Below are 26218 nucleotides of genomic sequence, written 5' to 3' on the forward strand. Positions count from 1 at the left end.
GGAACTTATAAAAACAAAACTCATGAAATCTATACTTAATAATATTATCATAGGGAGCCTTTGTTTGGGAATGGTTGCCTGCCAGAAGAATTTTATTGACCTGGAACCGAATGCCCAGTTTACGGACGCAGTATATTTTAAGAAGCCGTCGGATTTCAAAGACTTCGCCACAGGGTTCTATGGTCAATTACCCGGATGGAATTTTGGTTCCATGGACAATGGCTCTGACCTTTCCGCCAATACAAATGGCAATGGCTCGGACATCGGCACTGGTACTATTGCTGTTGGCAGCACCAATTGGAATTACAATGGTATAAGAAGTTGTAATATCCTGTTATCAAAGGCAGCTGCGTATACCGGTGGCGGTGAAATCGGCCAGTATGTTTCAGAAGCCTATTTTTTTCGTGCCTTTGCTTACTTTAACCTGCTCAAACTCTATGGTGGGGTACCCATTGTAACAACGGTACTGGGTGTGGAGTCGCCTGAACTCTATGACAAGCGCAGCAGCCGCTACCAGGTAGTTTCCCAGATATTAGCTGACCTTGATTTGGCTATTGCAGGATTGCCCACCGAGCAGAATATTGGTACTGCCGATAAAGGCAGAATAAGTAAGTGGGGCGCCATGGCGCTGAAGGCGCAGGTGGAACTATATGAAGCTACCTGGGAAAAATATGTAGGCAAGGCGCCGGATGGCGATGGCAGCAGCGTTGGCGCAGGCACTGCGGGATACGATCCTGCCAATGCCGGCAAATACCTCAATGAGGCCGTGAGCCTTTGCCAGCAGATAATGGACAACGGCGGTTATGAGTTGTGGAACAAGAACAGCGATTCAAAAATGGCCAATTCAAGTTCCTGGTATTTATTCAATCTTGAAGATGAAGGCAGTAACCCTGGCGGTTACAATAAGCAATCCAACAAGGAATTTATCCTCTATACCGTGTACGACTATACGCTGCGGCAATCCGGCATCAACATCACCTGGACCGTAGGGCAGTTGTACCCCAGCCGCAAGTTTGTGGATATGGCGGTTTGTACAGACGGTTTGCCACCGGCAAAGTCATCCCTGTTCCAGGGATACCATACGGCTGCCGCTGAGTTTCAAAACCGTGACCTGCGTTTACTGAACTACCTGTATGCTTCCGCTACAGCGCCGGCAACCGTGACGCTGGACTTCGGCGGCCTGGGATCCAGCGGCTATGGCAACAACAAATATGGTGTTTACGGTTTCGGCGGCCGCAGAACTGATCGTACTGAATCGGCCAACTGGCCTGTCATCCGCCTTGCGGAAGTATACCTCACGTATGCGGAAGCGCTGGTAGAATTGAATGGAAACATGTCAGACGGACAGTTAGACGCATCCATCAATAAACTGCGTGACCGTGCCGGCGTAGCCCATCTCACCAATGCACTGGTGACTGCAAACGGCCTGGATATCAAGGAAGAGATCAGGAGGGAACGTACTGTGGAATTGTATCGTGAAGGTAAACGCTTTGACGATCTGAAACGCTGGGGCATACTGGAGGCATCACTGAATCCTTCCCGGCTTGGCAGGGTAGTGGGCGATGCGTCTTATGAAACACCGTTTAAAGATGCCGCAGGCAATCCAACGGCTGCCTATAAACCATCCACCTATGTGTTTGGAGAGGAAACCGCGGCAACACCGGCCGGTATGTTGAAATGTGTGGTGGTCGCCAGTTCGCGTAATAACAGTGTTGCAAAGAAACATTACCTGTACCCGGTTCCCACCTCGCAGATGATCTTAAATAAAAATCTGCTGCAGAACCCGGGTTATTGAAAACATTCAATTCACAATTAACAGCGCGCATTTTATATGACTAGCAATATTTTTAAAAACCTGTTCCTGCCGGGAATGATATTGGTTGCCGGCATATTTCTCCCTGCCTGTGAAAAGGATGCACAATTCAGGGAATTTAATTATCCTGCTCCCGTGGTGACAGACTTCTCACCTAAACAGGGATATGCATTGTCCAATGTAACGATAGACGGGCAGGATTTCGGGGAAGTGGTTGGTGCAGTGAAAGTATATTTTGGTAACGTGCGTGCAGATACTGTGAGAAGCGTTACCGGCAATAAGATTGTAGTGCAGGTCCCTCCAAAAGGCATCACCGGTGTAGTCACCGTTGAGATATTTGGCAAGCGCGATTCCATACCGCAGGTATTTACCTTCAAAGCCTCTGCCCGACTGATTTCTATGAGTAAGGATAAAGCACAGGCAGGCGATGAAATTACGCTCACAGGAAATAACTTCGGAACAGATAAATCCCTCGTTCATGTGTTTGTTGGTGCAAAGGAGGCAGAAGTGCTGAGCGTTGCATCGGCACAGGTAAAATTCAAGGTGCCGGATGCGCTTCCCGGATCCGTAACACTGGTTGTTGATGGTCAGCGCCTCATTGTACAATACCTGCTGATAAACGCGGAGAAGCTTACCGGTATACTGTTTGGACATTCAGGCTCCTGGTCCAATAACCCGGCCACCATGATTCCTGCTGCTGTAGACGGTAATCTGAATACCTACATAGATGGACCTACCGCAACCGGTTATGTTGGATACGATATGGGAGAAGGGAAAGCGGCATTACTGAAATCGGTACGTTACGTACCCAGGAGCGGCAATGCCGCCCGGATGGTGGGCGGACAGATAAGAGCAGCCAATGATCCGTCACTGTCCGACTATGTGGTGCTTTATACCATTGCCGCTGCACCGCCTAATGGTGTGTATACGGATGCGCAAATTTCAACTGTCAATAGTTATCGCTATATCTATTATTACTCTCCGGCAGGCAACTGTAACATAGCGGAAATTGAATTTTACGGCAAGTAATTTTATTAGTGTTTTCAATTTTACAATGATGAATTTCGATCGGATATTGACGAAGCTAACCGGTATTATTATTTGTGTGTTGTTTTCAGCAGTATGTATGGCACAGCAGCAGCAATTGGTGGCTTATCCTTTCCCCGCACCAGAGGCGGGAAATCCTGCGCATAACGCAGATTTTATGGTGAAGGTGCGGCAACCCGGTGGCAAGTGGCAGGACTTATATGAGTATAATGTAAAGGTAGATGAGGTACGCGGAGTTAATCATCATGTGGAAAACGCTTCCATGGCATCCTTTGATTTTTCTGGAGAAGTAGAAGTTGCCATCACCAGCAACAGGGCACCAATACGACAGGTGGCAATACGGCCGCTTTCATACGGAATTGGTCGCAAGGTGGTAAACAATACGATTTATTTCCGCCTGCTTCAGCCGAAGCATCTTTCCATTGAAATCAACGGAGATAAATTTCATAATCTTCATTTGTTTGCCAATCCTGTACAGGCAGCGGTCCCGGATCCGAAAGCAAAAAATGTTATTTATTTTGGTCCGGGTATCCACGAAATCAAAGGCGGGGTGCTGAAAGTGCCGTCCGGAAAATACGTGTACCTCGCCGGTGGTGCTGTAGTAAAAGGCCATTTTGTGGTGGACAGTGTACGGGATGTGAAAATAGGCGGCAGGGGTATTATTGATTCTCCCGGGCAGGAAGGGGTGAAAATTTCGCATTCAAAAAATGTATTGCTGGAGGGTATTATCCTCACACAATGCCCGGTGGGTAGTTCAGATAGCGTGATAGTCAGGAATGTAAAAAGCATCAGCGCTTACAAATGGGGTGACGGCATGAATGTATTTGCCAGCAATAATGTATTGTATGATGGTGTTTTTTGCCGCAACTCAGATGATTGCAGTACCGTATACGCCACAAGAAAGGGTTTTGTGGGTGGCTGCCGGAATATAGTCATGCAGCATTCCACGCTCTGGGCAGATGTTGCGCATCCCATTCATATTGGTCTCCATGGGAATACGCCGCATCCGGATACGATCGAAAATGTGCGTTATACCGACATCGATATCCTGGAGCACCGGGAAATGCAGGTGGACTACCAGGGATGCATGGCCATCAATGCGGGCGATAATAATCTTGTGAGAGATGTATCCTTTGAAGATATCCGCATAGAGAATATCAGGTGCGGCCAGTTGGTGCATCTGCAGATCCCGTTTAATAAGAAATACTGCACAGCGCCCGGCGAAGGCATAGAAAATATACTATTCAAAAATATAACCTACAACGGCGATAACCCGGAACTTTCTATTATTACCGGCTACAGCGAAGCGCGAAGGGTCAGGAACGTTGTATTCGAAAACCTGAAAATTAATGGAACACTCATGTCCGATAATATGAAGGGAAAACCAGGATGGTATAAAACAGCAGATATGGCGCGGATGTTTGTAGGTGAGTTTGTAGATAGCCTGGTATTCAGGAAAACAGAATAGTGTATGGTGAATACCTTGCTGGAGTACCTTTTTCAGAAATAGCACAATTAATTTTTTAAATTGATAAAAATTGAAAATGAGTCAAAGATTCTTTTGGTTGAAATCACCCGGAATGCTGGGCCTGATACTTCTTTTGCAGTATGGGCAACTAGCTGCACAAAAAGTATACTCCATTGCATCCCCGGGTGGAACAACAGTGTTGGAATTACGGGCTGAAGGTGGGAAGCTCAGCTATCAGCTCTTTTTTAAAGAAAAAACAATTACGACCAGGTCTGCACTTGAGATTACAGTGGATGGCGTGTCTTTCAACACGGCAAAAATCAGCCGGTATGTTAAGCCTGCATTGCACCGGGAATCTTTTGCGAGTCCGTTGGGCGAACAGGACACTTTGTATAGCAATTACCGGCAGGCAAAATTGTATCTGAAAACCAATAGTGGTAACCAGGTAAGGTTGGATTTCAGGGTGATGGACAGCAGTGTGGCATTCCGTTATGCCGTATCTGTTGCTGACGCCGTACCGCATCAGCTCCGGGAGTTGACTACCTTCTCTTTCCCATCTTCTCCACTCATCTATCAATACAACCAGGAGTCTGTTTTTACGCCGACCTTGGTGGATACCTTCCACACTACTACGGATTTGCCGGTTACACTCCTGGCAGATGGAAATTATTGCCAGCTTGGAGAGGCCGCGAACCTTAATTACACGAAAGTGGAACTGACCCGTGGAGTTGATGGAAATACCCTGGCGGTAAAGTTTCCTCGTGATACCGCTGTACTGTTTAGCAAACAAATTGAAACACCATGGAGAACGTTGAGTGTAGCCGGTTCTGCTATTGCGCTGGCTCATTGCCGCACCTTGAATTTGAAGCTGGCAGATGCGCCTGCACCAGGCGATTTATCGTGGATCAGGCCTGGGAAACTTATCCGTGCACAGCTGAATACCCAAAGCGGACTGGATTGTATTGATTTTGCAGTAAAGCATCATTTTCAGCATATCATGTTTGATGCAGGCTGGTATGGTGCGGAGTTCCGTTCGTCTTCCGATCCCTGCCAGGTAATCCCCGCGATTGATATGGCGAAGGTGATAGCATATGGCAAGGAAAAAAATATTGGGGTTATCCTGTATGTAAATTATGTAGGGCTGAAAAGCAAACTGGATACCATTCTCCCGCTTTATAAGCAATGGGGTGTAGCAGGTATTAAATTCGGTTTCGTGGATGGTCTTAGCCAGGCGGGTCTCAGCTGGCTGTCGCAGGCCATTAAAAAAGTCCAGCATTATGGTTTTGTACTGAACATACACGATAATTACAAACCTACTGGTCTTAGCCGGACCTACCCGGCGTTATTGACGCAGGAAGGCATAAGAGGAGATGAAAACAGCCCTGATGCTTTTCATAATACTACGCTGCCATTTACGCGCTTTTTCGCCGGAGCTGCTGATTTTACCTATTGTTTCCCGAATTCGAAGAATAGTTTTTCAAAAAATATAAAAGTTTCGAAAGCCCAGCAGCTGGCGCTCAGTGTGGTTTACTACAGCCCGCTGCAGGCCGTTTTCTGGTATGGCCAGCCCAACGACTATATCAACGATGAAGAGATCGCGTTCTACGACTATGTACCTACTACCTGGAATGAATCGCATTACCTGTCGGGCGATATCGGAAAGGGTATAGCAGTGGCGAGGAGAAAAGGAGATACCTGGTACCTTGGTTGTGCAGCCGGCCCGCAGGATTGGGAAACTATGCTGGACCTTTCTTTTCTCCGGCCTGGCATTACTTATACTGCCACTATTTATGAAGACGGCGATAATCAAGCCATCAATAAGCGAACCGTTACACTCAACAATACCGACAAGCTGCCGGTAAAGCTTTTAGCGAAAGGTGGACAGGCCATCATTTTCAGATCAGGCGCCAACAACCCCGAAAAATAAAAATCGAATAGATGATGAGTCGCACGAAAAATGTGATACTAATAATCGTATCATTTGTGGCATGCATATTATTGTTTTATGATACCGCTTTCGCACAGGCGCCTGCTTTTTTACACCCTGGCCTGCTGCATAGCCAGGCTGATTTACAGCGCATGAGAAACGGCGTGGCACAGCAACGGTCACCCATATACGAAGGTTACCTAGTTTTCAGGGAAAGTCCTTTTTCACATTATGATTACAGGATAAAGGGACCGCTGACGACCGTGGGCAGAAACCCGGGCATTGGCCAGTCCGACTATGACAGTGATGCCAATGCCGCTTATCAGAATGCGCTGATGTGGGCCATCACCGGTGATAAACGCTATGCCGAAACAGCGATCCGCATCATTGACGCATGGAGTAATACGCTGAAGGCGGTTACCGGAAAAGACGCCGTGCTGATGGCCGGCCTGGGCCCATTTAAAATGGTTAACGCCGCAGAGATTATAAGACACAGTAATGCGGGGTGGCCGGAAGATGCCGCAAAGCGTACAGAGAAACATTTTCGCCAGGTGATTTATCCTGTTCTTGCGGAGTTTGCGCCTTTTGCAAATGGCAACTGGGACGATGCCGCGCTTAAAACGGTGATGGGGATAGGGATTTTCTGCAATGACCGTGAAATTTTTGAAACGGCAGTCCGCTACTATGTAAACGGATGGGGGAATGGAAGCCTTACTCACTATATTATTAACGACACCGGCCAGGTACAGGAAACAGGAAGGGATCAGGCCCACACGCAGCTCGGCATTGGCATGCTGGCCGAATGCTGCGAAATGGCCTGGCACCAGGGACTGAACCTATATGCCTATGCTGACAACCGTTTATTAAAAGGATTTGAATACACCGCAAAATATAACCTGGGGTATAACGATATTCCCTATACGCCAATGCCTGACCGCACAGGTAAATACAGCCATATGCGTCCATCGGAGGTGGCACGGGGTAATCTGCGTGCTGTATTTGAACAGGTGTATAATCACTATGTACACAGGATGGGGATAGAGGCGCCGTTTACAAAAGCGGCGGCTGATAAACTCCGGCCTGAAGGCCCCGGTAATCCGGGGGCAGATCATCCCGGGTATGGTACCTTATTTTATTCCATTGATCCGGGAGAGGGAAACAGGCATGCACAAAATATTGTCACTGAAAGTCCTGCCGGGCTGGTATTGACAGCAACGCCTGATGCAAGTACGCTGAGCTGGGTTGGTCTGGTAGATGCTTCGTCTTACATAATCAAACGGGCAGATAAAAAAAATGGTCCGTATCTAACAATAGGAACTTCTACGGGAAATTTCTTCTCGGATGATCATGTAAAAAAAGGAGTTGTATACTATTATACTGTTGCAGGAATAAGTAATGGAAAAGAATCAGCCGCATCAATCCCTGTATCTCTAGCGGGCGGAGGGCTTCCCGGCGGCTGGCGTAACCGTGATATCGGAAATACAGGAAAGGCCGGTTACGCACAGTATGATGGCAATCTGCTCAGGATAGAGGCAGGGGGCGTATTTACAGACACCTTGCAGGAAGCTTTCAATTATACCTACAGGAAGCTGTTAAGAAATGAGGAGATGATTGTCGGGGTGTGTCCGCAGCCGAGTTCACAGTTTACAACGGTGGGACTGATGATCAGGTCCGGGCTGGAGCCCGACAGTCCTTTTGCCGCGCTGATGTTGTACCCTGGTAAAACAAAGGAAATAGAAGTGCCTGCATGGATGATGCAGTTCCTGCAACGGAAGGCTCCCGGAATTAATGCATCTGTTATTGCAAGGGAACTATTAACACCGCCGGCGGTAACCTACGGCCGCCTGACAGGAAGTTACTGGTTAAAGCTTAAGCGATCAGGCAATACCATAACAGGTTCCGGATCCTACGATGGTATAAAATGGCAGCAATTGGCATCTGTAGAATGGCGCGCTGACCAGCCGGTACTGATTGGTGTGGCTGCGGCCTCCAATATTTCAAATACCACTACGGTACGTGTTCGGCTGCATTAAAACCCAAAGAAGGATGAAGGTAAGTTTCGCAATTGTAATATTTCTTCTCATTGCATCCCGGTCTGCTGCGCAGGTTTGGCAGTGGAGTATTCTGGTAGACAATATTATTTCCGGTGAGACGAAAGCACCTCCGCATGCATTTCTCTGGATACCTGAGAACTGTAAAAAGTTAAAGGCGGTAGTTTGGGGGCAGCATAACATGACGGAAGAAACGGTGCTGGAACATCCTGCATTCCGTAAAACATTGGCTGAACTTGGGGTGGGAGAAATATGGGTTACCCCTATTACCACGCAGATGTTCGATTTCACCAAAAATGCACCTGCAGATTTTGAGATGATGATGAACCGGCTGGCAGAGGTCTCCGGATACACGGAGCTAAAAACAATTCCTGTTATTCCTATCGGCCATTCTGCCCAGGCCAGTTTTCCCTGGAATTTTGCGGCATGGAATCCGGCACGAACGCTGGCAGTGATATCCCTTCATGGCGATGCGCCGCTTACAACACTAACCGGTAGCGGTAAGGCCAATCCGGATTGGGGCAACAGGGATATAAATGGTGTGCCTTCTCTTTTTATCATGGGAGAATATGAGTGGTGGGAAGACCGGATTGTCCCGGCATTCTCCTACATACAATCACATCCGCGTAGCGTCATCTCCTTATTTGCAGATGCCGGTCACAGTCATTTTGATGCATCAGATGCCTTAGTCGATTATCTCTCCTTGTTTATACGCAAAGCGATGAAATTCCGTTGGCGTGCAAAGGGTTTACATCCGGTGCAGCCGGAGGAGGGATGGTTGGTGGACAGATGGCACAGGGATAGTTTGCCTAACGCCGCTGCGGCGCCTTTCAACGCATATACGGGGAACAGGCAATCTGCTTCATGGGTATTTGACCGGCAAATGGCCGATGCCACCGAACAGTATTACCGCATGGCAAGAGGAAAACAGCAACAGTTCATCGGGTTTATGCAGGATGGCAAGCCGCTAATACCCGGTAAATCTCATGCTGTATATGCCCTAGACATCCATCCGCTAAGCGATGGCACTTTTCATATCAGCGCATTTTTTAGCGATTCGGCCAGAACGAAACAAGTTACTCAACATGCTTCAACGGCGCTGCAAATTAATCGTATATGCGGCCCCGTTAAGAAGATAAATGACACCACTTTCAGATTGGATTTTTACCGTATGGGCTTTAATAATACCAAGAGAAGCAACGATATCTGGCTGGTAGCGGAGAATAAAGGAGATGATACGTTTAAGAGCGCTGTACAGCAGTTGAATATTAAGATACCGCTACCGCAAACTACCGGCGAAGCGCAGCAGATACATTTCAAATCACTGCCGGATCAGCGAAAGGGGATAAAAGGTCTGCCACTGGCGGCACAGGCGACTTCGGGGTTGCCGGTGAGTTATTATGTAAAGGAAGGTCCCGCATATATTGACAACAATAAGCTGGTTTTTACAAGCGTGCCGCCACGTGCAAAGCTACCGTTAAAAGTTACTGTGGTGGCCTGGCAGTATGGCATTACAGGAAAGTTCCAGTCGGCAGTACCTGTTGAACAGTCGTTCTACATTCGTGCTGTTGAAACTGTCTTACCAGCGAAAACCGGAAGGACCCATTAGCGATTGGAGAAAACTATTCTGTTTTGTTCTCTTTAATCAGATTGGCCATATTAGCATTGAACGCCACCAGATCAGTACCCAATTTTGTGAAAAATTCCAGGTCAGCATTTTCTACGCTGATAATAGCTTTTTGTAAGATCTTTTCCCCTGTAGCTGTAAGCCTGATCGTTTTGGCCCTCGTGTCCGTCGGATGCTCGTGACGGGTAATAAACTTTTTATCTTCCAGTGTTCTTAACACCTTCGATACCATCATCCTGTCCGCATTCCCCTGGTTTGCAATATCGATCTGTGTTACGGCATCGCTCTCCCTGGAAAGCCAGGCCAGTGCACAGAGCAGTATGAACTGGGTATGCGTCAGGTCCAGAGGATCTAAAACACGCTTTAGTTTTCTCTGCCATAACATGGTCAGCTGTCCCAGCAAATAGCCCGGACTGTCCTCTGGCTTTTTAAAATGAAACTCAATCTTTTTGGGCATAGTTTTTTTGTAGCATCTGTGAAGAAATCAGTTCAAAATCGTGCCGGTTGATCTCGAAGAAACCAAAACGGAATGGATAGCCCCAGCTTTTCTTGTTTTGGATAAAATCCAGCCGGGGAATTAACGGCAAAATAGAAACATCCTCACCTGGCAAAAATTCAATCTTACGCCTTGATGGGCAAAAGTTCTCAGACACCCGGATCTCATAGATTTCATCATCCATAACCTTTCCTATCGCGGTAAATTCCTGGCAGGCCTCGGGTTTTCCCAGTGTCTGCTTTCCCGAATAATAGATAATGAAATCATCCTTACGCATCCTTTTCAAAGGTGATGCCTTTCCATGGCAGGTTTGGGCAATCCCCTCTGCGATTCCGGTTTTGACATGGTCTTTCGATGCCACGATGATCCAGTATTTCGTATCCCTGTTCATATCCGAATGATTTAGTTTGACTTTAGAAAGGTGATGTTGTATCCGTCGGGGTCTTTAGCAACGAGGATTTTCCCGAAAGGTGTTGCCTGGACCGGGCCTAACAGGGGCACATTCTTTGCTGATAACCGGGCTTGCAGCTCCTCTATTTTCTCATCGATTGCGAACCAAAGTGAGGTACCTATGCCGAGTTCTTTTCCTTCGAGGTTACCGATAGGCGTTCTGATGGCAAAACTTGCTTCGCCTTTGTTAAATTTAAAAATACAGGCTCCCGGATTGGAGATTCCTGCTTCTTCAAACCCTAGTTTGGTAATGTAAAATTCTTTCGAGGTTTCAAGATCCCTGACTTGCAGGGATGCAAATTCCAATTTTCTCATTGTGTATGTGTATTGTTGTCACAAATATAGTATATACGACAACAATATACAAATTTTATTATGATTGGTGTAATAAACGACGTGGGAATCCCTACTATGACATTGACGCTCACCAAAAATGGCATTAAAATGGCGGGCCTTCCGGTATGAAAAATACATTTCTTGTCTTTATTATCACTCTGGCTGCTATAGCCATTGCGGACAAAGCAGATGGACAAAGCCCGTCCACAAATATCACTGATACTGTTTTGGAAAACAAACGAAAGGACATCGACTCGCTTGATAAAAAGCTTTTCGAGGTGCTAGGGGCAAGAGAACGGGTTGTCCGTGAGATAGGTGTTTATAAAGCCCGGCATCATATTGCTCCTTTACAGGCCGCCCGCTTTCAAAAGGTGCTGGAAAGAGGGATTGAGGCGGGTAAGAAAGAAGGACTATCGGCCGAATTAGTCACTGAAATGCTCAATGCCATCCATAAAGAAAGTCTGCGGATAGAGGAGGCCATTTCGGATGATAAGCCCTAAAGCGATGGTGCCTGTCTAATCTCCCCCGCCTTTTAAACAAAGCATAATGCGCCTTTTAAACAAAACAAGCTATCTTCTTTAAACCGAATTTTGGTTCATCAAAACAATATGAGATGAACACGAACTCAAGTAAAGAAAAATTGGTGCTGGTTACCGGTGGCACTGGGTTTATTGCAGTGCATTGCATTGCTCAATTATTAAATGCCGGTTACCATGTAAGAGCGACATTGCGTTCTCTGGACCGTGGGGACACCGTGAGAGCCATGTTGCGCGAAGGCGGCGCTGACGCTGGTGACCGGCTAAATTTCGTGCAGGCCGATCTTGCTTCAGATGCCAACTGGAGTAAAGCGGTAAGTGATTGCACCTACGTTTTGCATGTGGCTTCACCTACTCCAAAAGTTAATTACAAACATGAGGATGAAATGATTATTCCGGCGCGGGAAGGTATACTGCATGTATTGCGCACAGCCAAAGATGCCAGGGTAAAACGTGTAGTGCTGACCTCCGCCATCGGAGCGGTTGTTTACGGACATCCTAACCAAACAGCACCCTTCGATGAAAATACCTGGACGAATACAGCAAATGCTCCAGCCTATCAAAAATCAAAAACTCTGGCGGAAAGAGCGGCCTGGGACTTCATCAAAACGGAAGGAAACGGGCTGGAACTTGCTGTTATTAATCCGGTAACGGTTATGGGGCCGGTACTAGGACCTGATTATTCGCATTCCATTCACCTGATCAAAAATCTCCTGACCGGAAAGATGCCGGGTTGCCCTAAGATCAACTCGTGTTTTATAGATGTGCGTGATGTGGCGGACCTGCACCTGCGTGCAATGGAAAATCCTGCAGCAAGCGGTGAGCGTTTTATTGCCACTGCCGGCGAAAGTATCTGGTTGGTGGCTGTGGCAAAAATATTAAAAGAGAACCTTGGTGCTGCTGCCGACAAAGTTAAAGTGAAAGAATTGCCCAATACTTTGTTACGTATTGCCGCGTTGAAAGACCCGATGGTTAAATCGATGATCCCGCTGTTGGGTAAAGTGATGAACGTAACCAGCGCAAAGGCCATTCGTCAGCTCGGCTGGTCTCCGCGCCCTGCAGAGGAAGCGATACTGGCCGCTGCACAAAGCCTGATCCGTTTGCAATTACTCGATCAATAAAGCTAACTTTATACCGATGGAAGTAGCCGAAGTATTTATTGCCTGCAAGAAAGAGGCCCATTACAGCCGTGAGCTAATTTTACCGCAACCAGCGCTGGTACATATAGTTTCCGGCGAAATGAGGATTGTTACTGCGGAACGTCACTATCAGTTTTTTGCAGGCGATACGATCTTGTTACCCCGTAACCAATTGGGCAGGATGAGCAAACTCCCTTTGGCGGGGCAGCCCTGCATCGCCATATCAGTAGTGTTCCGTAAAGAAAAGCTACAGCAATATTATACGGAGAATCAGTTGGCCACTTCACAACGCCATGGTGCGGAGCTCATGGTTTTAGGAGAACATCCCTTATTGAAAAGTTTGTTCAATTCTTTACAACCTTACTTTGAGCTGGCCGATGCTTTGCCGGAGGACATCGCTGCCTTAAAAGTCGAGGAAGCCATTCGTGTACTCCGGGTAATTGACCCTCAGGTGGATCTGCTCTTGGGGCATTTTGAAGAGCCCGGCAAACTGGACCTGGTTAGTTTCATGGAGCAAAACTATTGTTTCAATCTTCCGCTGGAGAAATTTGGTTATCTGACCGGCAGAAGCCTGACTACCTTTAAAAAAGATTTCAGAAAAGCTTTCAACAGCACACCCGGCAAATGGCTCACCCAAAAACGCCTGGAACTGGCGCATTACCAGATCTCTGAAAAAAAACGAAAGCCATCCGAGGTTTACCTCGATGCAGGTTTCGAGGATCTTTCCCATTTTTCCTATGCGTTTAAAAAACATTTCGGATACAGCCCCGGCAGTTTGTAGAATAGCGATGCTTTATTAACCACCTTACTAAACGAAGTGCTATGAGTTATGAAATATTATTAATCCAGGGCGCGGGCCTTGTAACCACAGAAGAAGAACAGGTAATTGCAGACGCCCTGAAGGCTGAACTTGGCAATGAGTTCAGGATTATATACCCGCCTATTCCGGATGCTGACAATCCCAGTTATCAGGCCTGGGACGCTGTTTTAACGGCCAGCCTGGAAAACTTATCGGGAAAGGTTATCCTGCTCGGCCACTCTTTAGGAGCCTCTGTAATATTAAAGCATTTTTCCCAGGAGCCGGTTGCGGATAAAATAATAGGAATGATCCTGTTCGGTGTTCCCTATTGGAAGGATCAGAACTGGGATGTTTCGGAATATGTTATAGAAGATGATTTTGCAGGTAATCTTAACAAGCTGGATAATATTTATTTTTATTACTCAACAGACGATGAGGTGATTCCCCGTCAGCAATTTGAAACTTACCAAAAGTTAATGCCACAGGCAAATTACAGGGTGTTTTCAGGTATGGATCATTCTTATCACAGGGCAATACCGTACATGGTTGCAGACATCAAGGATTTGGCAACAAAAGCGCAGGAAGAAAGATAGTCACTGAATAAAAGAGCAGCGCTTTGAAAAAGGCGCTGCTCTTTTTTTAATTAATATTCCTGGAAGTCATAATACGAAACGGGGCCGCCGTTTACAGCCACCTGTACATAGGTGTTTGCATTGTCTGCCGCATTACAATAAACCGGGGTCGATGGTGTAAGGAATCCATATCCGTTCGCGGAATATACTATGTAACTGCCGGAAGAAACATACAAATAATTGCTCGACCAGCTTAAGCCGGATACAGGGCCATTACCAAAGGCATAGATGAAATTCCAGGCGAAAGCCGGCGCCTTCACGCCAGGGATGGAAGCTGTTTGTTTTAACGCGGAAGTGGCTTTCATGCTAAAACCGCAGCTAAGAATGATGGCTGCGGTCAAAAGTAGAGTCCTTTTGCTCATAAGATAACATTTAGAGGTTAATGTGATTAAACTTTCTAAAAGTTAAAAAGACTTTCTTTAACCGGTTCATCAATTTGTATCATAATGTTGACAATTTGTATCATTATAGAGGATAGAGGTTGCAACGGAGTGGTCGATCTTATCATGATGCGTAAGCCTCCGAATAAAACATTTTCTGAAATTAACTTAAGTGAAAAAAAACGTCCTCATTTTCCCCCAGCTTTGCCTAAAAATATTCAATTATGGGAATATCACCTTTAGGCATCTTTCATACTATTATTGGTGTGGTAGCCATTATCGCAGGACTGGCATCCTTTTTTAAATTTGGAAAAATCAGCCTGGCTCACTGGTCAGGCAAGGTTTACTTTCTCGGAACACTGGTTACATCCCTGACCGCGCTGGGTATCTCCAGGCATGGAGGGTTCAATCCCGGGCATGGACTTAGTTTGTTGGTGATTGCATTGATAGGCATTTCATATTTCCTGTTTAAAAGAAAACAGGAAAGTAAAAAAGCGCGTTACTGGGAGAACTTTTGTTTTTCATTCAGCTTTTTCCTTTCTATGATCCCAACTGTCAACGAAACTTTAACAAGGATTCCGCTGCATCACCCGTTGGCAAGCGGACCAGGCGACCCTGTGGTTGGCAGAACGCTGTTAGTGGTACTGGTATTATTTATTGCGGGCGCTGTTTATCAGTTTATCAAACAGAAAAAATTCAACAAATCTGCCGGAATACGGTAACTTATTCTACATTAGTAGAAAATTGATGCAGATAAATGATTACTACTGATGAAACTTATTTATTAAGACAGGTAATAAGAGAATTTTCAGGACTGACAGAGGAGGATCTCTCTGTTAGTCTTGCTTTTTGGCATAAACGGAAAATTGCAAAAGGAGATTTTTATAACAAGCAAAATGTTGTTTGTAAAGATTTAGGAATTGTGGTCAAGGGAATGTTCAGAGTTTATTATTATGACCCTAAAACCGATGAGGAAAGAAACATTTTTTTCTTTTCCGAGCATCAATTTATTGTTTCTTTCAGAAGTTTTATTTTTCAGTATCCCTGTGTCTACTATATAGAAGCATTGGAGGATGCAGAGATCCTGTGCCTGAATTACCCCGATCTGCAGGATTTATACGCATCTCATAAAGGATGGGAGAAATTTGGGAGAATTCTTGCAGAGCATTTTTTTAATCATTCTCAGGGAAGGACAGAAGAACTGCTATTTTTAACCCATGAACAAAGGTATCTGAATTTACTACAAGAACATCCCAACATTGTGCAGCGTGTACCTTCGTTTCATATTGCTTCTTATTTAGGTATCAAAAATCAATCGCTGAGCCGCATAAAGAAGCGAATTTCGGAAAAGAAGAATAATGACAAAGCAAATATAGGCTAATTCCGATTTAGATAGAAAGGGACGTGGAACCAGGGAGGTTATTTAGAGCTACTCAATGGATTCTTAATAATGCTTACTGAATCCTCACTATTGCTCACAATAGCCAGCCCTTCATTAAACTGCCCGGCTTCGGTAAATTGTGGTGGTATGATCCATTTACCTTTTGTGTCAACATAACCCCATAAATCATCTTGTCTTACCGCCAGTAGCCCTTCGCTAAAATTGCCTTCAGTGCCGGTAATACGTTTGCCTGCGGCATAAAGGAGCAGTTTGCCTGTTTCTGTAAAATTGCTGTCCAATAAGTAAAGGAAGCCGTCTTTGCTGTCACCCGCCTTTCCACGTATGATGCCCCAAAGAGGCCCGCCATCGTAATCTGGCGGCAACCTATCAAAACGGGGAGCTAACCTTATTGTACCTTTCTTATTTACTAATCCATAATGCCCATCTGCAAGGAACCTGGCGATGCCTTTTTTAAATATTGTTACTTCATTTATATTGTTGGCAATGGTAAACAAGGTATTACCTTTCTTATCAATTATTGCATGGTATTCGTCTCCTTCGTTTTGGTTCCCTGTTTTTTTTGTTACTGTTACTACCGCCACGCTATCTGAAAAATAAAAGGTATTGCTATACTGATAGGGGATCACCAACCGGCCGGCAGTATCCGCAAATCCGTGGCGGAAATTGTTATCTTTATCTGCCTGGAAAACTTCCAGCAGGCCTTCTTTAAACATATAGGGCATACTGGTAGGTTCGGCTTTTATACTTTCCGCCGTAAATATTATTTTGCCATTAGTGTTGATACAGGCCCAGCCTTTATCTCCTGGAATCCACACAATGGCGCGTCCACAGGAAAAAGGTCTTGTATCCTTATATCCTGGTTCAATAACCAGTTTTCCTGTTTTATTAATATAACCATAGAGATCAGCACCCGCTGGTACTACCGACGCGAAGCCTTCACTAAACGGGGATGACAGATTATATTGGGCGGGTATTTTCCACTCACCTGCGGCATTGATAAAACCATATAGTCCATCTCTTTTTGTTTTTACGCTCAGGAGTCCCTCACTCATAGGTTGTATCCGGCTAAACTGTCCCGGTGGGATGGCATATTCCATTTCCTGCGCGCACGAAGTAAAATAAAAAAGGCTGCTTATTAGCAGCGATACTATCTTAAATAGATTATTTTGGTTCATCAATTATTTCATTTTGATGGTTTCTGCAAGCGTATATTGGTATTGGCTTTTTAAAAGTAGTACAGTTTTACCGGCAGATAAATACCTGAAAGCAGGTATTTATTGTAGCCCGTGTTATGGTTACTTTTAGATTTAAAACACAACGACCATCTTGTGAAAAAACTTATGAGTCACGTATTTTTTTATCGGGATAATGAATAGCAGATTTTTGATTTCTTTTTTCTTGTTAATGCTTGCATCACCCCTTATTTATGCCCAGGCATACAAGGGCGTTGTAGAAAAATTTTACGGTGCCCTGGGAAAGCGGGATTTTGACAGTGCCTATGCGTTGTGTACCGGGCCTCAATGGGGCACCCTGCAACAATTTGCCGATTCAGGCAGTTACGGCGGTATTAATCATGTTATCCTGTCGTCTGTTACTTATAAAAGACAGCGCGACACTAAAAACATGGAAGCAAAAGTAGATGTGGTAGTAAAAGACCCGGTGAACGGTGACGGAAGGTATATCCAGAACTTTGTGCTGGTAGAGAAAGAACACAAATGGTTTATCCGGAGTACCAGCCTGTTACAAACTGACAGGGCAGAAAAAGGCTGGAACCTTAAATTAATAGACCAGCCCGGGTTGGACAAAGCGACGGTGAATAATTTTATAAAACCTGTATACGATACTGTAAAAAACGATGCGGCTGTTAATAAAAAGAGCGCTCAACGCATTGTTAACGATCCCCGGTTTTTTCAAACTCCTGGTGGCGTATATGCGGTAGTAGTGGTGGAGAATCCCGGGCGGGAGCAGGGCATTCTTAGCTACGGCTGGTGCGATGCCTTTGTTTTTGAGCAAAAAGATCAACAATGGCGGATGACAGATTTTAAACTACATGCGGGAGGTGGGGGTATGTACGGCAATTCCGGGGGATTTAAGAAGTTGCTTCAGGCCGGGACTAATGTGGTAGCTTTGGTAATCGCCGGTGGGCAAATGCATATGGGAGATCTGGTGGAACAAGATGATATTATTGCGATGGAAGCCGGTAAATTATACAACCTGACTTCTGTCGTTGTCCATCATAGCTATGGTGATTTTGGGTCGTCGCATGATGAAAAAAGCCTGAAAATATGCAACGAAAGAAACTATTTGTTTATCAAATCAGAAAAGAAAAATTACGACCTGAAAATTATACGCAGCAGTTGTCTTGTCTCTAAAAAAGAAAAGAAAACAGACAGCGTCATTATTCCCTGGATTAATAAGAACTATAGTTTTCCGGAAGCGCTGATGCATGAACCGGAAGCAAATTAAATTCAAGAAGAGATTATGAAAAAGATAAAGGCGATTGCAGTTGTCATTTTATTGTTATTGGGCAGAAGTACCTTTGCCCAAAGCTTTAGTCTTGAAAATTTAAGGCAGATGAATAAAATGAGTATGGACGCTTTCAGGATAGAGATGGAGGATAAGCAGAAGTTTGTTTTTGCTAATAAAAGAATGCCGCCGGAGGAGCCGTATACATACCATGCTTATGAACTGAAAAAGGAGGGTGGAACATTAACTATGGAAAAAATATTGTATTCTGACAGGCCTAATACAATAACCTACAACACTATCTATAAAAATGACCTGGAAACCATTCAGCAACAATTATTGAGAGAGGGGTATAAGGTGAAGTCGACCGGTAAAGTATTCGGCAACACGGTGCAAATTACAGATTATACGCTGAATGGAATGGAAGTGCAACTGGTTGTACCGATGGCCGGTAATGGTATGCGTTATGGCATTACCGTGCGTTAGCTTTAGCAATATGTAACTTTATGCAGGATAAAAACGTTTAATAAAAAAATGCAACCCTATGAGATTTATCTACTGTATTTTAGCTGCAGCATTGTTAGTAGCGGCCTGTAAGAAAGACAGGAAAAAGACAACCGCCTGTGATGTGGAAAATCCTGTGGCGAATCTACCCTGGCTGAAACATGCCATCGACAGCTTTGTGTCGCTTAAGCAGGGCGGCAGTGTAACATTGGTCAGCTACAGGGGAGAGGATTACATCAATATCCAACAGAACATAATTTCCTGCTGGCCCTGTGGGTTGCATACCTGCACCGGGAAGCGCTTATTTTATCCCGGCGACAGCGCATTGATCAGCGACATTGCAAGGAATGGCGAGCCGAAGGTGATCCATACTTTTGGGGAGTAAGATGGGGGGCAGCCTCATTTATTGCCAGGGAATTTACTGGCTTCGCCCTATAAGTGAAGGACCTGCTTTGTCACACTTCTTTAAGTATGGCAGCAAATACTTTCATTAAGTAATCCCGAACCTGCAGGCCCAGCTCCGTGGGTTGAACTCCGTATTGATATTTAATATTATTAGGGTCAAGGCTGAGATGATTAACATCTATTTCCTTATATAAGCCGAGCTTTATCAGTTCAGCGTATTTTTCTTGTCCGTATAAAGCCTCACTCTTGTGATAATACTTTGTAACTCCTTCACCAGTGATTAAGGTCTCTACGCCAGATGCTGACATCGAACTCAAAATATCCCGGATTTCTTTTGAAGGAGGCCGGGATATACTTTTCTCAATTTTGAGAGACAAGCTGCCTATTGTAATTGATTCTGAGTTATTTATTACTCCAGGTAACTCGTCCAGAATCAAATATAAAGGCCGCCAATATATTATAATGATTAGTAACGCAATTGTTGGCCATAATACAACCTTGAGCAAATCCGTTAACTGTACAATTTTTGGTGGCTTGGGAGGTGATGGTACGGCCTTGGAATCGTCAATAGCAACTTCTTTTGGGGGGATCATATAGGTAGGTTTAGTGATAACAATTAATAGTAAATTTATGAAATGATTCTGTTAACAGCGAATGAATTAAGTGTTTTAAGCGGAAACATAAAGTAAAGTACACTGGTAACGGAAGAATTGTTAACCTTTATATAAGCATATTCAAGAGCTACAGCGTAAATAGCATCATTTCTCTTTCGATGTCCACCGGGTGAGGGATGACTACCACCTGCTTCAGTCATGCCTGATCCCTGCGTATTCCCTGCGTTATCTATACGGTTACCATGCACTCCCCATGGACTTCCAATGGGCTTCCCATGCACTTCCCATACACTTCCCATACACTATGTCACAACCATTTCCGGCAAAATGTGACAAAAAGCGGCAAAAGCGGCAGGTTTGTTTTTACGTGTGCCTGCCGGTAAAGAACTTCGCATAGTACCTGGTTGATCAACAGGAGCAGCTTAACAGGCATAGCTACCTAAATTGCCTTTCTTCTAACGAAAATACTTTACTATGAGCAAACAAGATGGATTGCTGCAATTTACTGGCCCACTCGAAAATTTATCATTTTATAAAACCAAACATGGTTACGTGGTCAGAAAAAGATCCGGTGTGCCGGGCGCCCGGGTAGCCACAGACCCTGCCTTCCAGCGCAGCAGGGAAAATAGTTGGGAATTTGGCCGGGCCGGAAGGGCCGGGAAACTGCTCCGCACCGCTTTCCGTAATATGATAAGGAACGCAGCCGATGGTGGCGTTACACCCCGCCTCCTCCGGGAATTCCTGAAGGTGATAAAAGCGGATACGATCAGTGAGCGCGGATGGCGCAACGTGATGGATGGCGATATAAAAATCATGGAGCATTTTGAATTCAATACAGCGCGCGTGATGAGTACTTCTTTTTATGCACCCTTAACGGCGGCCATCGATCGCGATACCGGCAAGGGAACCGTTGTAATACCACCTTTCCTGCCGGCAAAGGAGGTGCAGGCTCCCCGCGGCGCAACACATGTCATTATTACCTGCGGAGTGAGTGCAATCGATTTTGCCGGAGCGCGTTTTGAAAGTGACGAGGTAAGTAGTGCTCCATTGCTGCTGGATAGCCGCTTTACTGCGCCGTTGACGCTTACCGTCAGTATTTCGCCGCACAGTCCTTTCCCGTTGTTCCTGGCGCTCAGCATTGAGTTTGTGCAGATGGTGAATGAACGGCCGTACCCATTGTCGGACGGGGCATACAGCTCCATGAAGATGATGGTGGTATCTGCTCCGGGTTTGGAAAGATTACTTCACCAGTAAAATGCTTCCTTTGAATTCAAATTTCTCTCCGTTTTCGCAGATGGTTTGCATGTAATAAATATAGCTTCCAAAAGCGGCCGCTGTATTGTTTATCCGGCCATCCCAACCGGCAGAAGGTGCGTTGATCTGGAAATGTGTTTTTTCAAATACCAGTTTTCCCCAGCGATCATAGATGCGCAGGTATTCAATTTCTTTTACGCCTTTTCCCTTAGGATAAATGCGGTCGTTTTGACCATCCTGGTTGGGCGTAAATGCGTTAGGCATAAAAACGGCGGACTGGTTACACAGTACGTGTACCGTAACATCATCTGTTGCTTTGCAGCCATAGCGGTTTTCCACTTCTACGGAATAGATGGTGGTAAGGTTGGGAGTCACCTGTATGCTGGCACAGCCAGGGCAATTGAGATCCTGTTGTGGCGTCCACTTATAGCTGACTACATCATTACTTGCGGCAGCAGTCAAATGCACAGGAGTGCCCGCGGGAACATTCCGGTCGGGGCCTGTATTTACCGATGGGTGGGGCGCTACGGTTACCTGCAGGGATGATTTATCGGAGAAGCATCCTTTGCTGTCATAGCCTGTTACGGTGTAGGTATAGTTGCCTGTATTCGTTAATGTAGCCGTGGTAGCATCCGTATTGGGATTTGTCAGGCCGCTGCCTTCCCATTTGTAATAGTCTGCACCGGAAGCGTATAATTGCAATACTGCGCCAAGACATAGTGAGGTATCCGGTGTGGCCGTTACCTTAAAGGGTTGGATTACGGCCAGCGTCAATTGATCTGTATTAACGCATCCATTGCTGTCTGTTACTTTCACGTGGTACATGGTATTGGTATCAGGACTTGCCGCGGGGTTGGCGGTGAGCGGGTTGCTGAGCCCTGTTACGGGTGTCCACTCATAACTGGTGCCGCCGGAAGCCTGTAGTACAGTAGTATTATGTAAACAGATAAATTCACTCAGTGAAGTGGCCTTTGCATTAGGTAAAGGTTGCACGTTGAGCAGGTGGTGGGCCGTATCTGTACAGCCGTCTTTATTGGCAACAACAAGAGATACATCCACAGGACCAGGCTGAGAGAACACTTGTTGCGGAGGTTTACTGCCGGCAGGGGTTTGCCCGTTATGAAAGTTCCATTCCCAGGTGAGACCATTGTCGTTGGTGGCACTGCCGGTGAAGCTGACCGGCGATTCCACACACACTTTATCAGGTCCGGCAATGCTGGCTTCAGGCTTCGTATACACGTTTACGTTGGTAGTTACTGTTTGTTTACAACCATAGGCGGTAGTGGTGGTAAGACTAAAGTCATACTTACCCGGTGCGGGGATAAAGAAGGATGGGGTGGCCGTAGTTTCATTGGAGGGTACCAATGTGGGATGAAAATCCCATTGATAGGTAGCCGGCTTCCCTAATTGATCAATCGAAAAACTGTTGAATACAGGATTAAAAGTAACCGTTCCTTTACCACAAAGGATAGCGGGCATGGATGATAACTGCACGTCGAGTTTGTCAATAACAATCGGATTGCGCAGCAGTGCACTGCCCCTGCAACCGGCAGAGTCAGTGAGGAGCAGCCTCGGTTGATAGATGCCGGGCGTTTTAAAAACATGCGTCACTACCTGGTCGTTGGTATGAAGGATAATACCATCTGTAAAATCCCAGCTGAAATCCTGTGTACCCTTGCTAACCACATTAAACCGGATCTCCTTTTCCAGGCAGCCGCCGTCAGAACTGGCTATTATAGCGGCATAGGGGCCTTTTACTTCTATGGTATCAATGTACTGATCTGTTACGCCAGCTTCGCCCCGGGCGGTTAGTATCACTTCATAACGTCCGGGTTCCGTATAGGTATGAATGGGATCCGCTTCTGTAGAAGTGGTGCCGTCGCCAAAGCTCCAATGGCTGGAAATATAGCTGAGGGAAGTATTGGTAAAGAAGAAGATCATAGGTGCGCAACTGCCGCCATTAGCAAAAATACCGCTATAGGTAAAGGCTGCACCAACAGCAGACACTCTTACCTGTTTCCTGGCACTGTCTTCACAACCATTGTTATCCTTTACGCGCAGTATTACCTGGTGGGTTCCCGAAAGCGTGTAGTTATTTACCACTGTTTCGGTGGCGGCAGAAGTATGCCCGTCTCCAAAGTTCCAGTTCACACTGGTAATAGTGCCGCCGGTTTCACTGGATTTGTTATAGAAAAATACATCTGTACCTGGTTTAACAAGATAACTGCTGGCGTCGAATACAGCATGAGGGCCTTTTACCTGGAGGGTGTTGTCATAACCATAGCTTACGCAACCCTCTTTATCTGTTACCTTCAGCATCGGGTTGTAATTGCCCGGCTGCTCGTAGGTATGCACGAAAGGTCCTTTTGTAAAGGTGGCTACCGGGGTGCCATCGCCGAAATCCCATTGCCATTGACTGATACCTGCACTGTATTTCGTAGTGGTAACATCCGTGAAAGTGAGTTCGGTGCCGGCGCATTTTGCGGCCGGCAGTTTAAACCCGGCAACAGGTCCGCGAACGTTTACGGGTATAATGTTACTGAGGTCTATACAGCCCTGCAGGTTTTCGGCTGATAATTGTATCAGTTTTTTACCCGGAGGAAGATTTTTGTAGATGAATGTTTGCTGGTTGTCGGGATCGCTCTGGTCGATGCCATCTGCCAGCCATTTGTAGCCTGAGATTTTATATATAGCAGGGTTGTAGCTGGTGATAGCCGCGTTCAGCAACTCATTGCTGCATAAAGTAGTTTTATCTGTACTGATGACTACAGGAGAAGGAGCGATCACGGTTACCATCAATCCTTGATGGGTGGTACAGTGACTGTCTTTCGTAGTCAGCACTACCTGGTAAGTACCGCTGCCCGGGTAAACGTGTGTTAAAGTAGCGGTAGCCTTACTATAGGCCGTATCGGTACCGTCGCCCCAATTCCATTCCCAGGATTCCGCTCCTAAGGAATGATCCTCGAAAACGATAGCAGTGCGTTTGTTACAGTCCACCGGCCTTACCGCATACCGGGGGAATGGAGTAGTAGCAGTAATGTATTCCTTTTTCGCAATAGTATCATAGCAGGTGTGATTACCCACAATCAGCTGCACGTCATACGTTCCGGGGCGTTGATAGCTATGCGTGGTGTTTTTGCCGGCGGCGGCGGCTCCATCTCCAAAGTCCCAGCGCCAGCTGTCGCCAATATCTGACTGGTCTTTAAATGCAGCGGGATTATTACCGCATATTTTCGGCGCATCAGGTGAAACGAAGTCAGGAACCGGTTTTTTATATACTTCTACCTTATTCACTGTCTCTACCTTTCCCGTGCAGCCATTGACGGTAGTATAGGTTAAGTAAACCGTATAGATGCCTGCGTCACTATATTGATGGGCAGGAGTTGCCAATGCCGATGCGGGACTACCATCGCCAAAATCCCATAGGTAGGTTTTAATGACGTCTGCATTGTTGGTAGCGGCGCTGAAGGTGGCCGTTAGTCCTTCGCAACCGCTGTTGTTTTTTGCTGCTGCGGTTATTTTTACGGGAGATATATCGAAGCTGCTGCTGGTGGTAGCCATACAGCCATCCTTGCTGGTGGTTAGCAATGTAGCGGTGTAGTTACCCTCTGCAGCATAGGTATGTGCGGGGTGTTGCGTGGTAGCGGTTTGCCCGTCGCCAAAGTCCCATTTCCATGCAGCGGCGGCAGGAGCGTTGCCGGTGAACGTGGCGGTAGCCGGCAGGTTACAGAAAAGCGGGACGGTTACGGCGATGTTGGCCGCCGGTGATGGTTTAACATCCAGTGTTTTCTCTGCTACATCCACACATTTGCCGTAGGTAGCGGTTAGTTTAATATGTAACGGACCAGTAGCAGGCGGGGTGTAGGTGGTAGTATTATCCGGGTTGTTTAAAGCCGGTTGACCGTTGATCTCCCAGGCTACTTGGAGCTGACCGGTAGTAGCAAATACACCGCTGTAAATGCCCGGCGTATTGGAACAAACAGGAGATGGAAAGGTGAAATCGGTAGTATAGGCGGCTACGTTAATATCGGCTGCTTTTTTAACCGAGCTGCAACGCAGTTCGTTGGTCACCGTCAGGGTAACCGAATGAAGGCCCTTGCTGGTAAAGGTATGTGTGCCGGGATCTTTTAAAGAAGAAGAGCTTCCGTCGTCAAAGGTCCAGTTATAGGCCAGTTGGCCGGGACCGGTGGAGGTATTGGTGAGCTGCACAATGGCGGGTGCGCTGCAGAATATTTTATCGGCGACCGTAAAACCGGCCACAATAGGAGGGGATACCCTTACCAGTGTATCTACCAATTTAAAGCTGGTGCATTGATAACTGTTGGTAACAATGAGTGTTACGGGATATTTTCCTGCCTGCTGATAAGTATGTGTGCTGGTGCTGCCGGTGCCGGTAGTTCCATCTCCGTAGTCCCAGGTATAAGTGAGCAGGGTGCCGCTTACCGGGTCTGATTTATCTGTGAAGGTGGTTTGCAAAGGCGCGCAGCCGGTTACATTGGTAGCCGTGAAGTCCACTTTGGGCTTAGATCTTACTGTAATAAATCCTGTTTTGGTAATGGTAGAAGATTGTCCGGCTGCATCCTTCACGGTGAGGGACACGGTGTACACACCCGGCTTGACATAGGTAGCCCCGGGGTGCTGTTCAGTAGAGGTATAACCGTTACCAAAGTCCCATTGCCAGGATATAGGCTGACCTGTCGATTTATCACTAAATGTTGTTAGTAGCAGTTCGCAATCACTGGTTGATGAAGCATTGAAATCTGCTTTGATTTGTGCTGTTACTCCCGAAAAAATAAAACAATCCGCTAATAGCAATAAAAGTAGTGATGGACCCAATTTAAGCTTGGTGAGGCTAAAAAGGTTCATTCATAG

General features: G+C 46.1%; 23 protein-coding genes. 16 read left to right on the forward strand and 7 right to left on the reverse strand.

The window, feature by feature from the left end; translation table 11 throughout:
* Nucleotides 1-22 precede the first annotated feature (22 nt).
* The 6 genes from QFZ51_RS16545 (at nt 23) to QFZ51_RS16570 (ending at nt 9915) form a co-directional block, all read left to right on the forward strand.
* Complete coding sequence (locus tag QFZ51_RS16545; protein WP_429047288.1) at nt 23-1795, forward strand: RagB/SusD family nutrient uptake outer membrane protein; 1773 nt, start codon at nt 23-25, stop codon at nt 1793-1795.
* 36 nt (nt 1796-1831) lie between these two features.
* Nucleotides 1832-2842 (forward strand): IPT/TIG domain-containing protein, encoded by a 1011-nt coding sequence (locus tag QFZ51_RS16550; protein WP_429047290.1) that lies wholly within the window; start codon nt 1832-1834, stop codon nt 2840-2842.
* 25 nt (nt 2843-2867) lie between these two features.
* A complete protein-coding gene (locus QFZ51_RS16555) occupies nt 2868-4328 on the forward strand; it encodes a glycosyl hydrolase family 28 protein (protein ID WP_429047292.1) in 1461 nt (486 codons plus the stop codon).
* Between the two features lie 76 nt (nt 4329-4404).
* Entirely contained in the window at nt 4405-6255 is a 1851-nt protein-coding gene (locus QFZ51_RS16560) for a glycoside hydrolase family 97 catalytic domain-containing protein (RefSeq protein ID WP_429047295.1), read from the forward strand.
* Between the two features lie 56 nt (nt 6256-6311).
* Nucleotides 6312-8288 (forward strand): alginate lyase family protein, encoded by a 1977-nt coding sequence (locus QFZ51_RS16565; RefSeq protein ID WP_429047297.1) that lies wholly within the window; start codon nt 6312-6314, stop codon nt 8286-8288.
* 13 nt (nt 8289-8301) lie between these two features.
* A complete protein-coding gene (locus QFZ51_RS16570) occupies nt 8302-9915 on the forward strand; it encodes a hypothetical protein (RefSeq protein WP_429047298.1) in 1614 nt (537 codons plus the stop codon).
* Nucleotides 9916-9928: 13 nt separating this feature from the next.
* Here QFZ51_RS16570 and QFZ51_RS16575 read toward each other — a convergent pair whose 3' ends face one another.
* Genes QFZ51_RS16575 through QFZ51_RS16585 form a run of 3 tightly spaced genes read right to left on the reverse strand, consistent with a single transcriptional unit; the run spans nt 9929 to nt 11194 of the window.
* Nucleotides 9929-10390, reverse strand: coding sequence for a MarR family winged helix-turn-helix transcriptional regulator (locus QFZ51_RS16575; RefSeq protein WP_429047301.1), 462 nt, complete (start codon nt 10388-10390; stop codon nt 9929-9931).
* Complete coding sequence (locus QFZ51_RS16580; protein ID WP_429047303.1) at nt 10374-10820, reverse strand: EVE domain-containing protein; 447 nt, start codon at nt 10818-10820, stop codon at nt 10374-10376. Before QFZ51_RS16580 ends, QFZ51_RS16575 begins: the two co-directional genes overlap by 17 nt.
* 11 nt (nt 10821-10831) lie before the next feature.
* Entirely contained in the window at nt 10832-11194 is a 363-nt protein-coding gene (locus QFZ51_RS16585; protein WP_429047304.1) for a VOC family protein, read from the reverse strand.
* A gap of 146 nt (nt 11195-11340) precedes the next feature.
* Between QFZ51_RS16585 and QFZ51_RS16590 the strand changes: the two genes are divergently transcribed.
* The 4 genes from QFZ51_RS16590 to QFZ51_RS16605 all read left to right on the forward strand — a co-directional run bounded on the left by QFZ51_RS16590 (nt 11341) and on the right by QFZ51_RS16605 (nt 14282).
* Nucleotides 11341-11715 (forward strand): chorismate mutase, encoded by a 375-nt coding sequence (locus tag QFZ51_RS16590; protein ID WP_429047306.1) that lies wholly within the window; start codon nt 11341-11343, stop codon nt 11713-11715.
* 113 nt (nt 11716-11828) lie between these two features.
* Nucleotides 11829-12872 carry an SDR family oxidoreductase gene (locus QFZ51_RS16595; protein WP_429047307.1) on the forward strand — a complete coding sequence of 348 codons (1044 nt, stop codon included), beginning with the start codon at nt 11829-11831 and terminating at the stop codon, nt 12870-12872.
* Nucleotides 12873-12888: 16 nt separating this feature from the next.
* Entirely contained in the window at nt 12889-13671 is a 783-nt protein-coding gene (locus QFZ51_RS16600) for a helix-turn-helix domain-containing protein (RefSeq protein WP_429047308.1), read from the forward strand.
* A 41-nt stretch (nt 13672-13712) separates the two neighbouring features.
* A complete protein-coding gene (locus QFZ51_RS16605) occupies nt 13713-14282 on the forward strand; it encodes an alpha/beta hydrolase (RefSeq protein ID WP_429047310.1) in 570 nt (189 codons plus the stop codon).
* 50 nt (nt 14283-14332) lie between these two features.
* Here the strand turns inward: QFZ51_RS16605 and QFZ51_RS16610 are convergent, their stop codons facing one another.
* On the reverse strand, nt 14333-14683 hold the full coding sequence (locus QFZ51_RS16610; RefSeq protein ID WP_429047311.1) for a hypothetical protein: 351 nt from the start codon (nt 14681-14683) through the stop codon (nt 14333-14335).
* Nucleotides 14684-14925: 242 nt separating this feature from the next.
* Here QFZ51_RS16610 and QFZ51_RS16615 point away from each other — a divergent pair, with 242 nt between their 5' ends.
* Entirely contained in the window at nt 14926-15423 is a 498-nt protein-coding gene (locus tag QFZ51_RS16615; protein WP_429047313.1) for a hypothetical protein, read from the forward strand.
* Between the two features lie 35 nt (nt 15424-15458).
* Nucleotides 15459-16082, forward strand: coding sequence for a Crp/Fnr family transcriptional regulator (locus QFZ51_RS16620; protein ID WP_429047314.1), 624 nt, complete (start codon nt 15459-15461; stop codon nt 16080-16082).
* A gap of 38 nt (nt 16083-16120) precedes the next feature.
* Here QFZ51_RS16620 and QFZ51_RS16625 read toward each other — a convergent pair whose 3' ends face one another.
* Nucleotides 16121-17200: a WG repeat-containing protein gene (locus QFZ51_RS16625; protein WP_429047315.1), complete on the reverse strand. Its 1080-nt coding sequence runs from the start codon at nt 17198-17200 to the stop codon at nt 16121-16123.
* Between the two features lie 307 nt (nt 17201-17507).
* Here QFZ51_RS16625 and QFZ51_RS16630 point away from each other — a divergent pair, with 307 nt between their 5' ends.
* From QFZ51_RS16630 to QFZ51_RS16640, 3 genes are read left to right on the forward strand one after another with little or no spacing between them, the layout of a single operon-like run.
* Complete coding sequence (locus QFZ51_RS16630; RefSeq protein ID WP_429047316.1) at nt 17508-18569, forward strand: hypothetical protein; 1062 nt, start codon at nt 17508-17510, stop codon at nt 18567-18569.
* Between the two features lie 15 nt (nt 18570-18584).
* Complete coding sequence (locus QFZ51_RS16635; RefSeq protein ID WP_429047317.1) at nt 18585-19055, forward strand: hypothetical protein; 471 nt, start codon at nt 18585-18587, stop codon at nt 19053-19055.
* Nucleotides 19056-19113: 58 nt separating this feature from the next.
* On the forward strand, nt 19114-19458 hold the full coding sequence (locus tag QFZ51_RS16640; protein WP_429047318.1) for a hypothetical protein: 345 nt from the start codon (nt 19114-19116) through the stop codon (nt 19456-19458).
* Between the two features lie 70 nt (nt 19459-19528).
* On the opposite strand, the gene QFZ51_RS16645 is transcribed toward QFZ51_RS16640, so the two are convergent.
* Nucleotides 19529-20071: a hypothetical protein gene (locus tag QFZ51_RS16645; protein ID WP_429047319.1), complete on the reverse strand. Its 543-nt coding sequence runs from the start codon at nt 20069-20071 to the stop codon at nt 19529-19531.
* 495 nt (nt 20072-20566) lie between these two features.
* On the opposite strand from QFZ51_RS16645, the gene QFZ51_RS16650 reads away from it, so the two are divergent.
* A complete protein-coding gene (locus QFZ51_RS16650) occupies nt 20567-21346 on the forward strand; it encodes a hypothetical protein (RefSeq protein ID WP_429047320.1) in 780 nt (259 codons plus the stop codon).
* Here the strand turns inward: QFZ51_RS16650 and QFZ51_RS16655 are convergent.
* Entirely contained in the window at nt 21332-26212 is a 4881-nt protein-coding gene (locus tag QFZ51_RS16655; RefSeq protein WP_429047321.1) for a PKD domain-containing protein, read from the reverse strand. The two genes, QFZ51_RS16650 and QFZ51_RS16655, sit on opposite strands and share 15 nt — an antisense overlap.
* Nucleotides 26213-26218: the final 6 nt, after the last annotated feature.

It is taken from the genome of Chitinophaga sp. W3I9 (genome assembly GCF_050434025.1).
In the GTDB taxonomy this organism is placed as follows: Bacteria; Bacteroidota; Bacteroidia; order Chitinophagales; family Chitinophagaceae; genus Chitinophaga.

Bases quoted from the DNA above. Each gene is read 5' to 3' on its own strand.
- QFZ51_RS16545 (WP_429047288.1), top strand. From the start codon at position 23: ATGAAATCTATACTTAATAATATTATCATAGGGAGCCTTTGTTTGGGA.
- QFZ51_RS16550 (WP_429047290.1), top strand. From the start codon at position 1,832: ATGACTAGCAATATTTTTAAAAACCTGTTCCTGCCGGGAATGATATTG.
- QFZ51_RS16555 (WP_429047292.1), top strand. From the start codon at position 2,868: ATGATGAATTTCGATCGGATATTGACGAAGCTAACCGGTATTATTATT.
- QFZ51_RS16560 (WP_429047295.1), top strand. From the start codon at position 4,405: ATGAGTCAAAGATTCTTTTGGTTGAAATCACCCGGAATGCTGGGCCTG.
- QFZ51_RS16570 (WP_429047298.1), top strand. From the start codon at position 8,302: ATGAAGGTAAGTTTCGCAATTGTAATATTTCTTCTCATTGCATCCCGG.
- QFZ51_RS16575 (WP_429047301.1), bottom strand. From the start codon at position 10,390: ATGCCCAAAAAGATTGAGTTTCATTTTAAAAAGCCAGAGGACAGTCCG.
- QFZ51_RS16580 (WP_429047303.1), bottom strand. From the start codon at position 10,820: ATGAACAGGGATACGAAATACTGGATCATCGTGGCATCGAAAGACCAT.
- QFZ51_RS16585 (WP_429047304.1), bottom strand. From the start codon at position 11,194: ATGAGAAAATTGGAATTTGCATCCCTGCAAGTCAGGGATCTTGAAACC.
- QFZ51_RS16590 (WP_429047306.1), top strand. From the start codon at position 11,341: ATGAAAAATACATTTCTTGTCTTTATTATCACTCTGGCTGCTATAGCC.
- QFZ51_RS16595 (WP_429047307.1), top strand. From the start codon at position 11,829: ATGAACACGAACTCAAGTAAAGAAAAATTGGTGCTGGTTACCGGTGGC.
- QFZ51_RS16600 (WP_429047308.1), top strand. From the start codon at position 12,889: ATGGAAGTAGCCGAAGTATTTATTGCCTGCAAGAAAGAGGCCCATTAC.
- QFZ51_RS16605 (WP_429047310.1), top strand. From the start codon at position 13,713: ATGAGTTATGAAATATTATTAATCCAGGGCGCGGGCCTTGTAACCACA.
- QFZ51_RS16610 (WP_429047311.1), bottom strand. From the start codon at position 14,683: ATGAGCAAAAGGACTCTACTTTTGACCGCAGCCATCATTCTTAGCTGC.
- QFZ51_RS16615 (WP_429047313.1), top strand. From the start codon at position 14,926: ATGGGAATATCACCTTTAGGCATCTTTCATACTATTATTGGTGTGGTA.
- QFZ51_RS16620 (WP_429047314.1), top strand. From the start codon at position 15,459: ATGATTACTACTGATGAAACTTATTTATTAAGACAGGTAATAAGAGAA.
- QFZ51_RS16625 (WP_429047315.1), bottom strand. From the start codon at position 17,200: ATGGAATATGCCATCCCACCGGGACAGTTTAGCCGGATACAACCTATG.
- QFZ51_RS16630 (WP_429047316.1), top strand. From the start codon at position 17,508: ATGCTTGCATCACCCCTTATTTATGCCCAGGCATACAAGGGCGTTGTA.
- QFZ51_RS16635 (WP_429047317.1), top strand. From the start codon at position 18,585: ATGAAAAAGATAAAGGCGATTGCAGTTGTCATTTTATTGTTATTGGGC.
- QFZ51_RS16640 (WP_429047318.1), top strand. From the start codon at position 19,114: ATGAGATTTATCTACTGTATTTTAGCTGCAGCATTGTTAGTAGCGGCC.
- QFZ51_RS16645 (WP_429047319.1), bottom strand. From the start codon at position 20,071: ATGATCCCCCCAAAAGAAGTTGCTATTGACGATTCCAAGGCCGTACCA.
- QFZ51_RS16650 (WP_429047320.1), top strand. From the start codon at position 20,567: ATGAGCAAACAAGATGGATTGCTGCAATTTACTGGCCCACTCGAAAAT.
- QFZ51_RS16655 (WP_429047321.1), bottom strand. From the start codon at position 26,212: ATGAACCTTTTTAGCCTCACCAAGCTTAAATTGGGTCCATCACTACTT.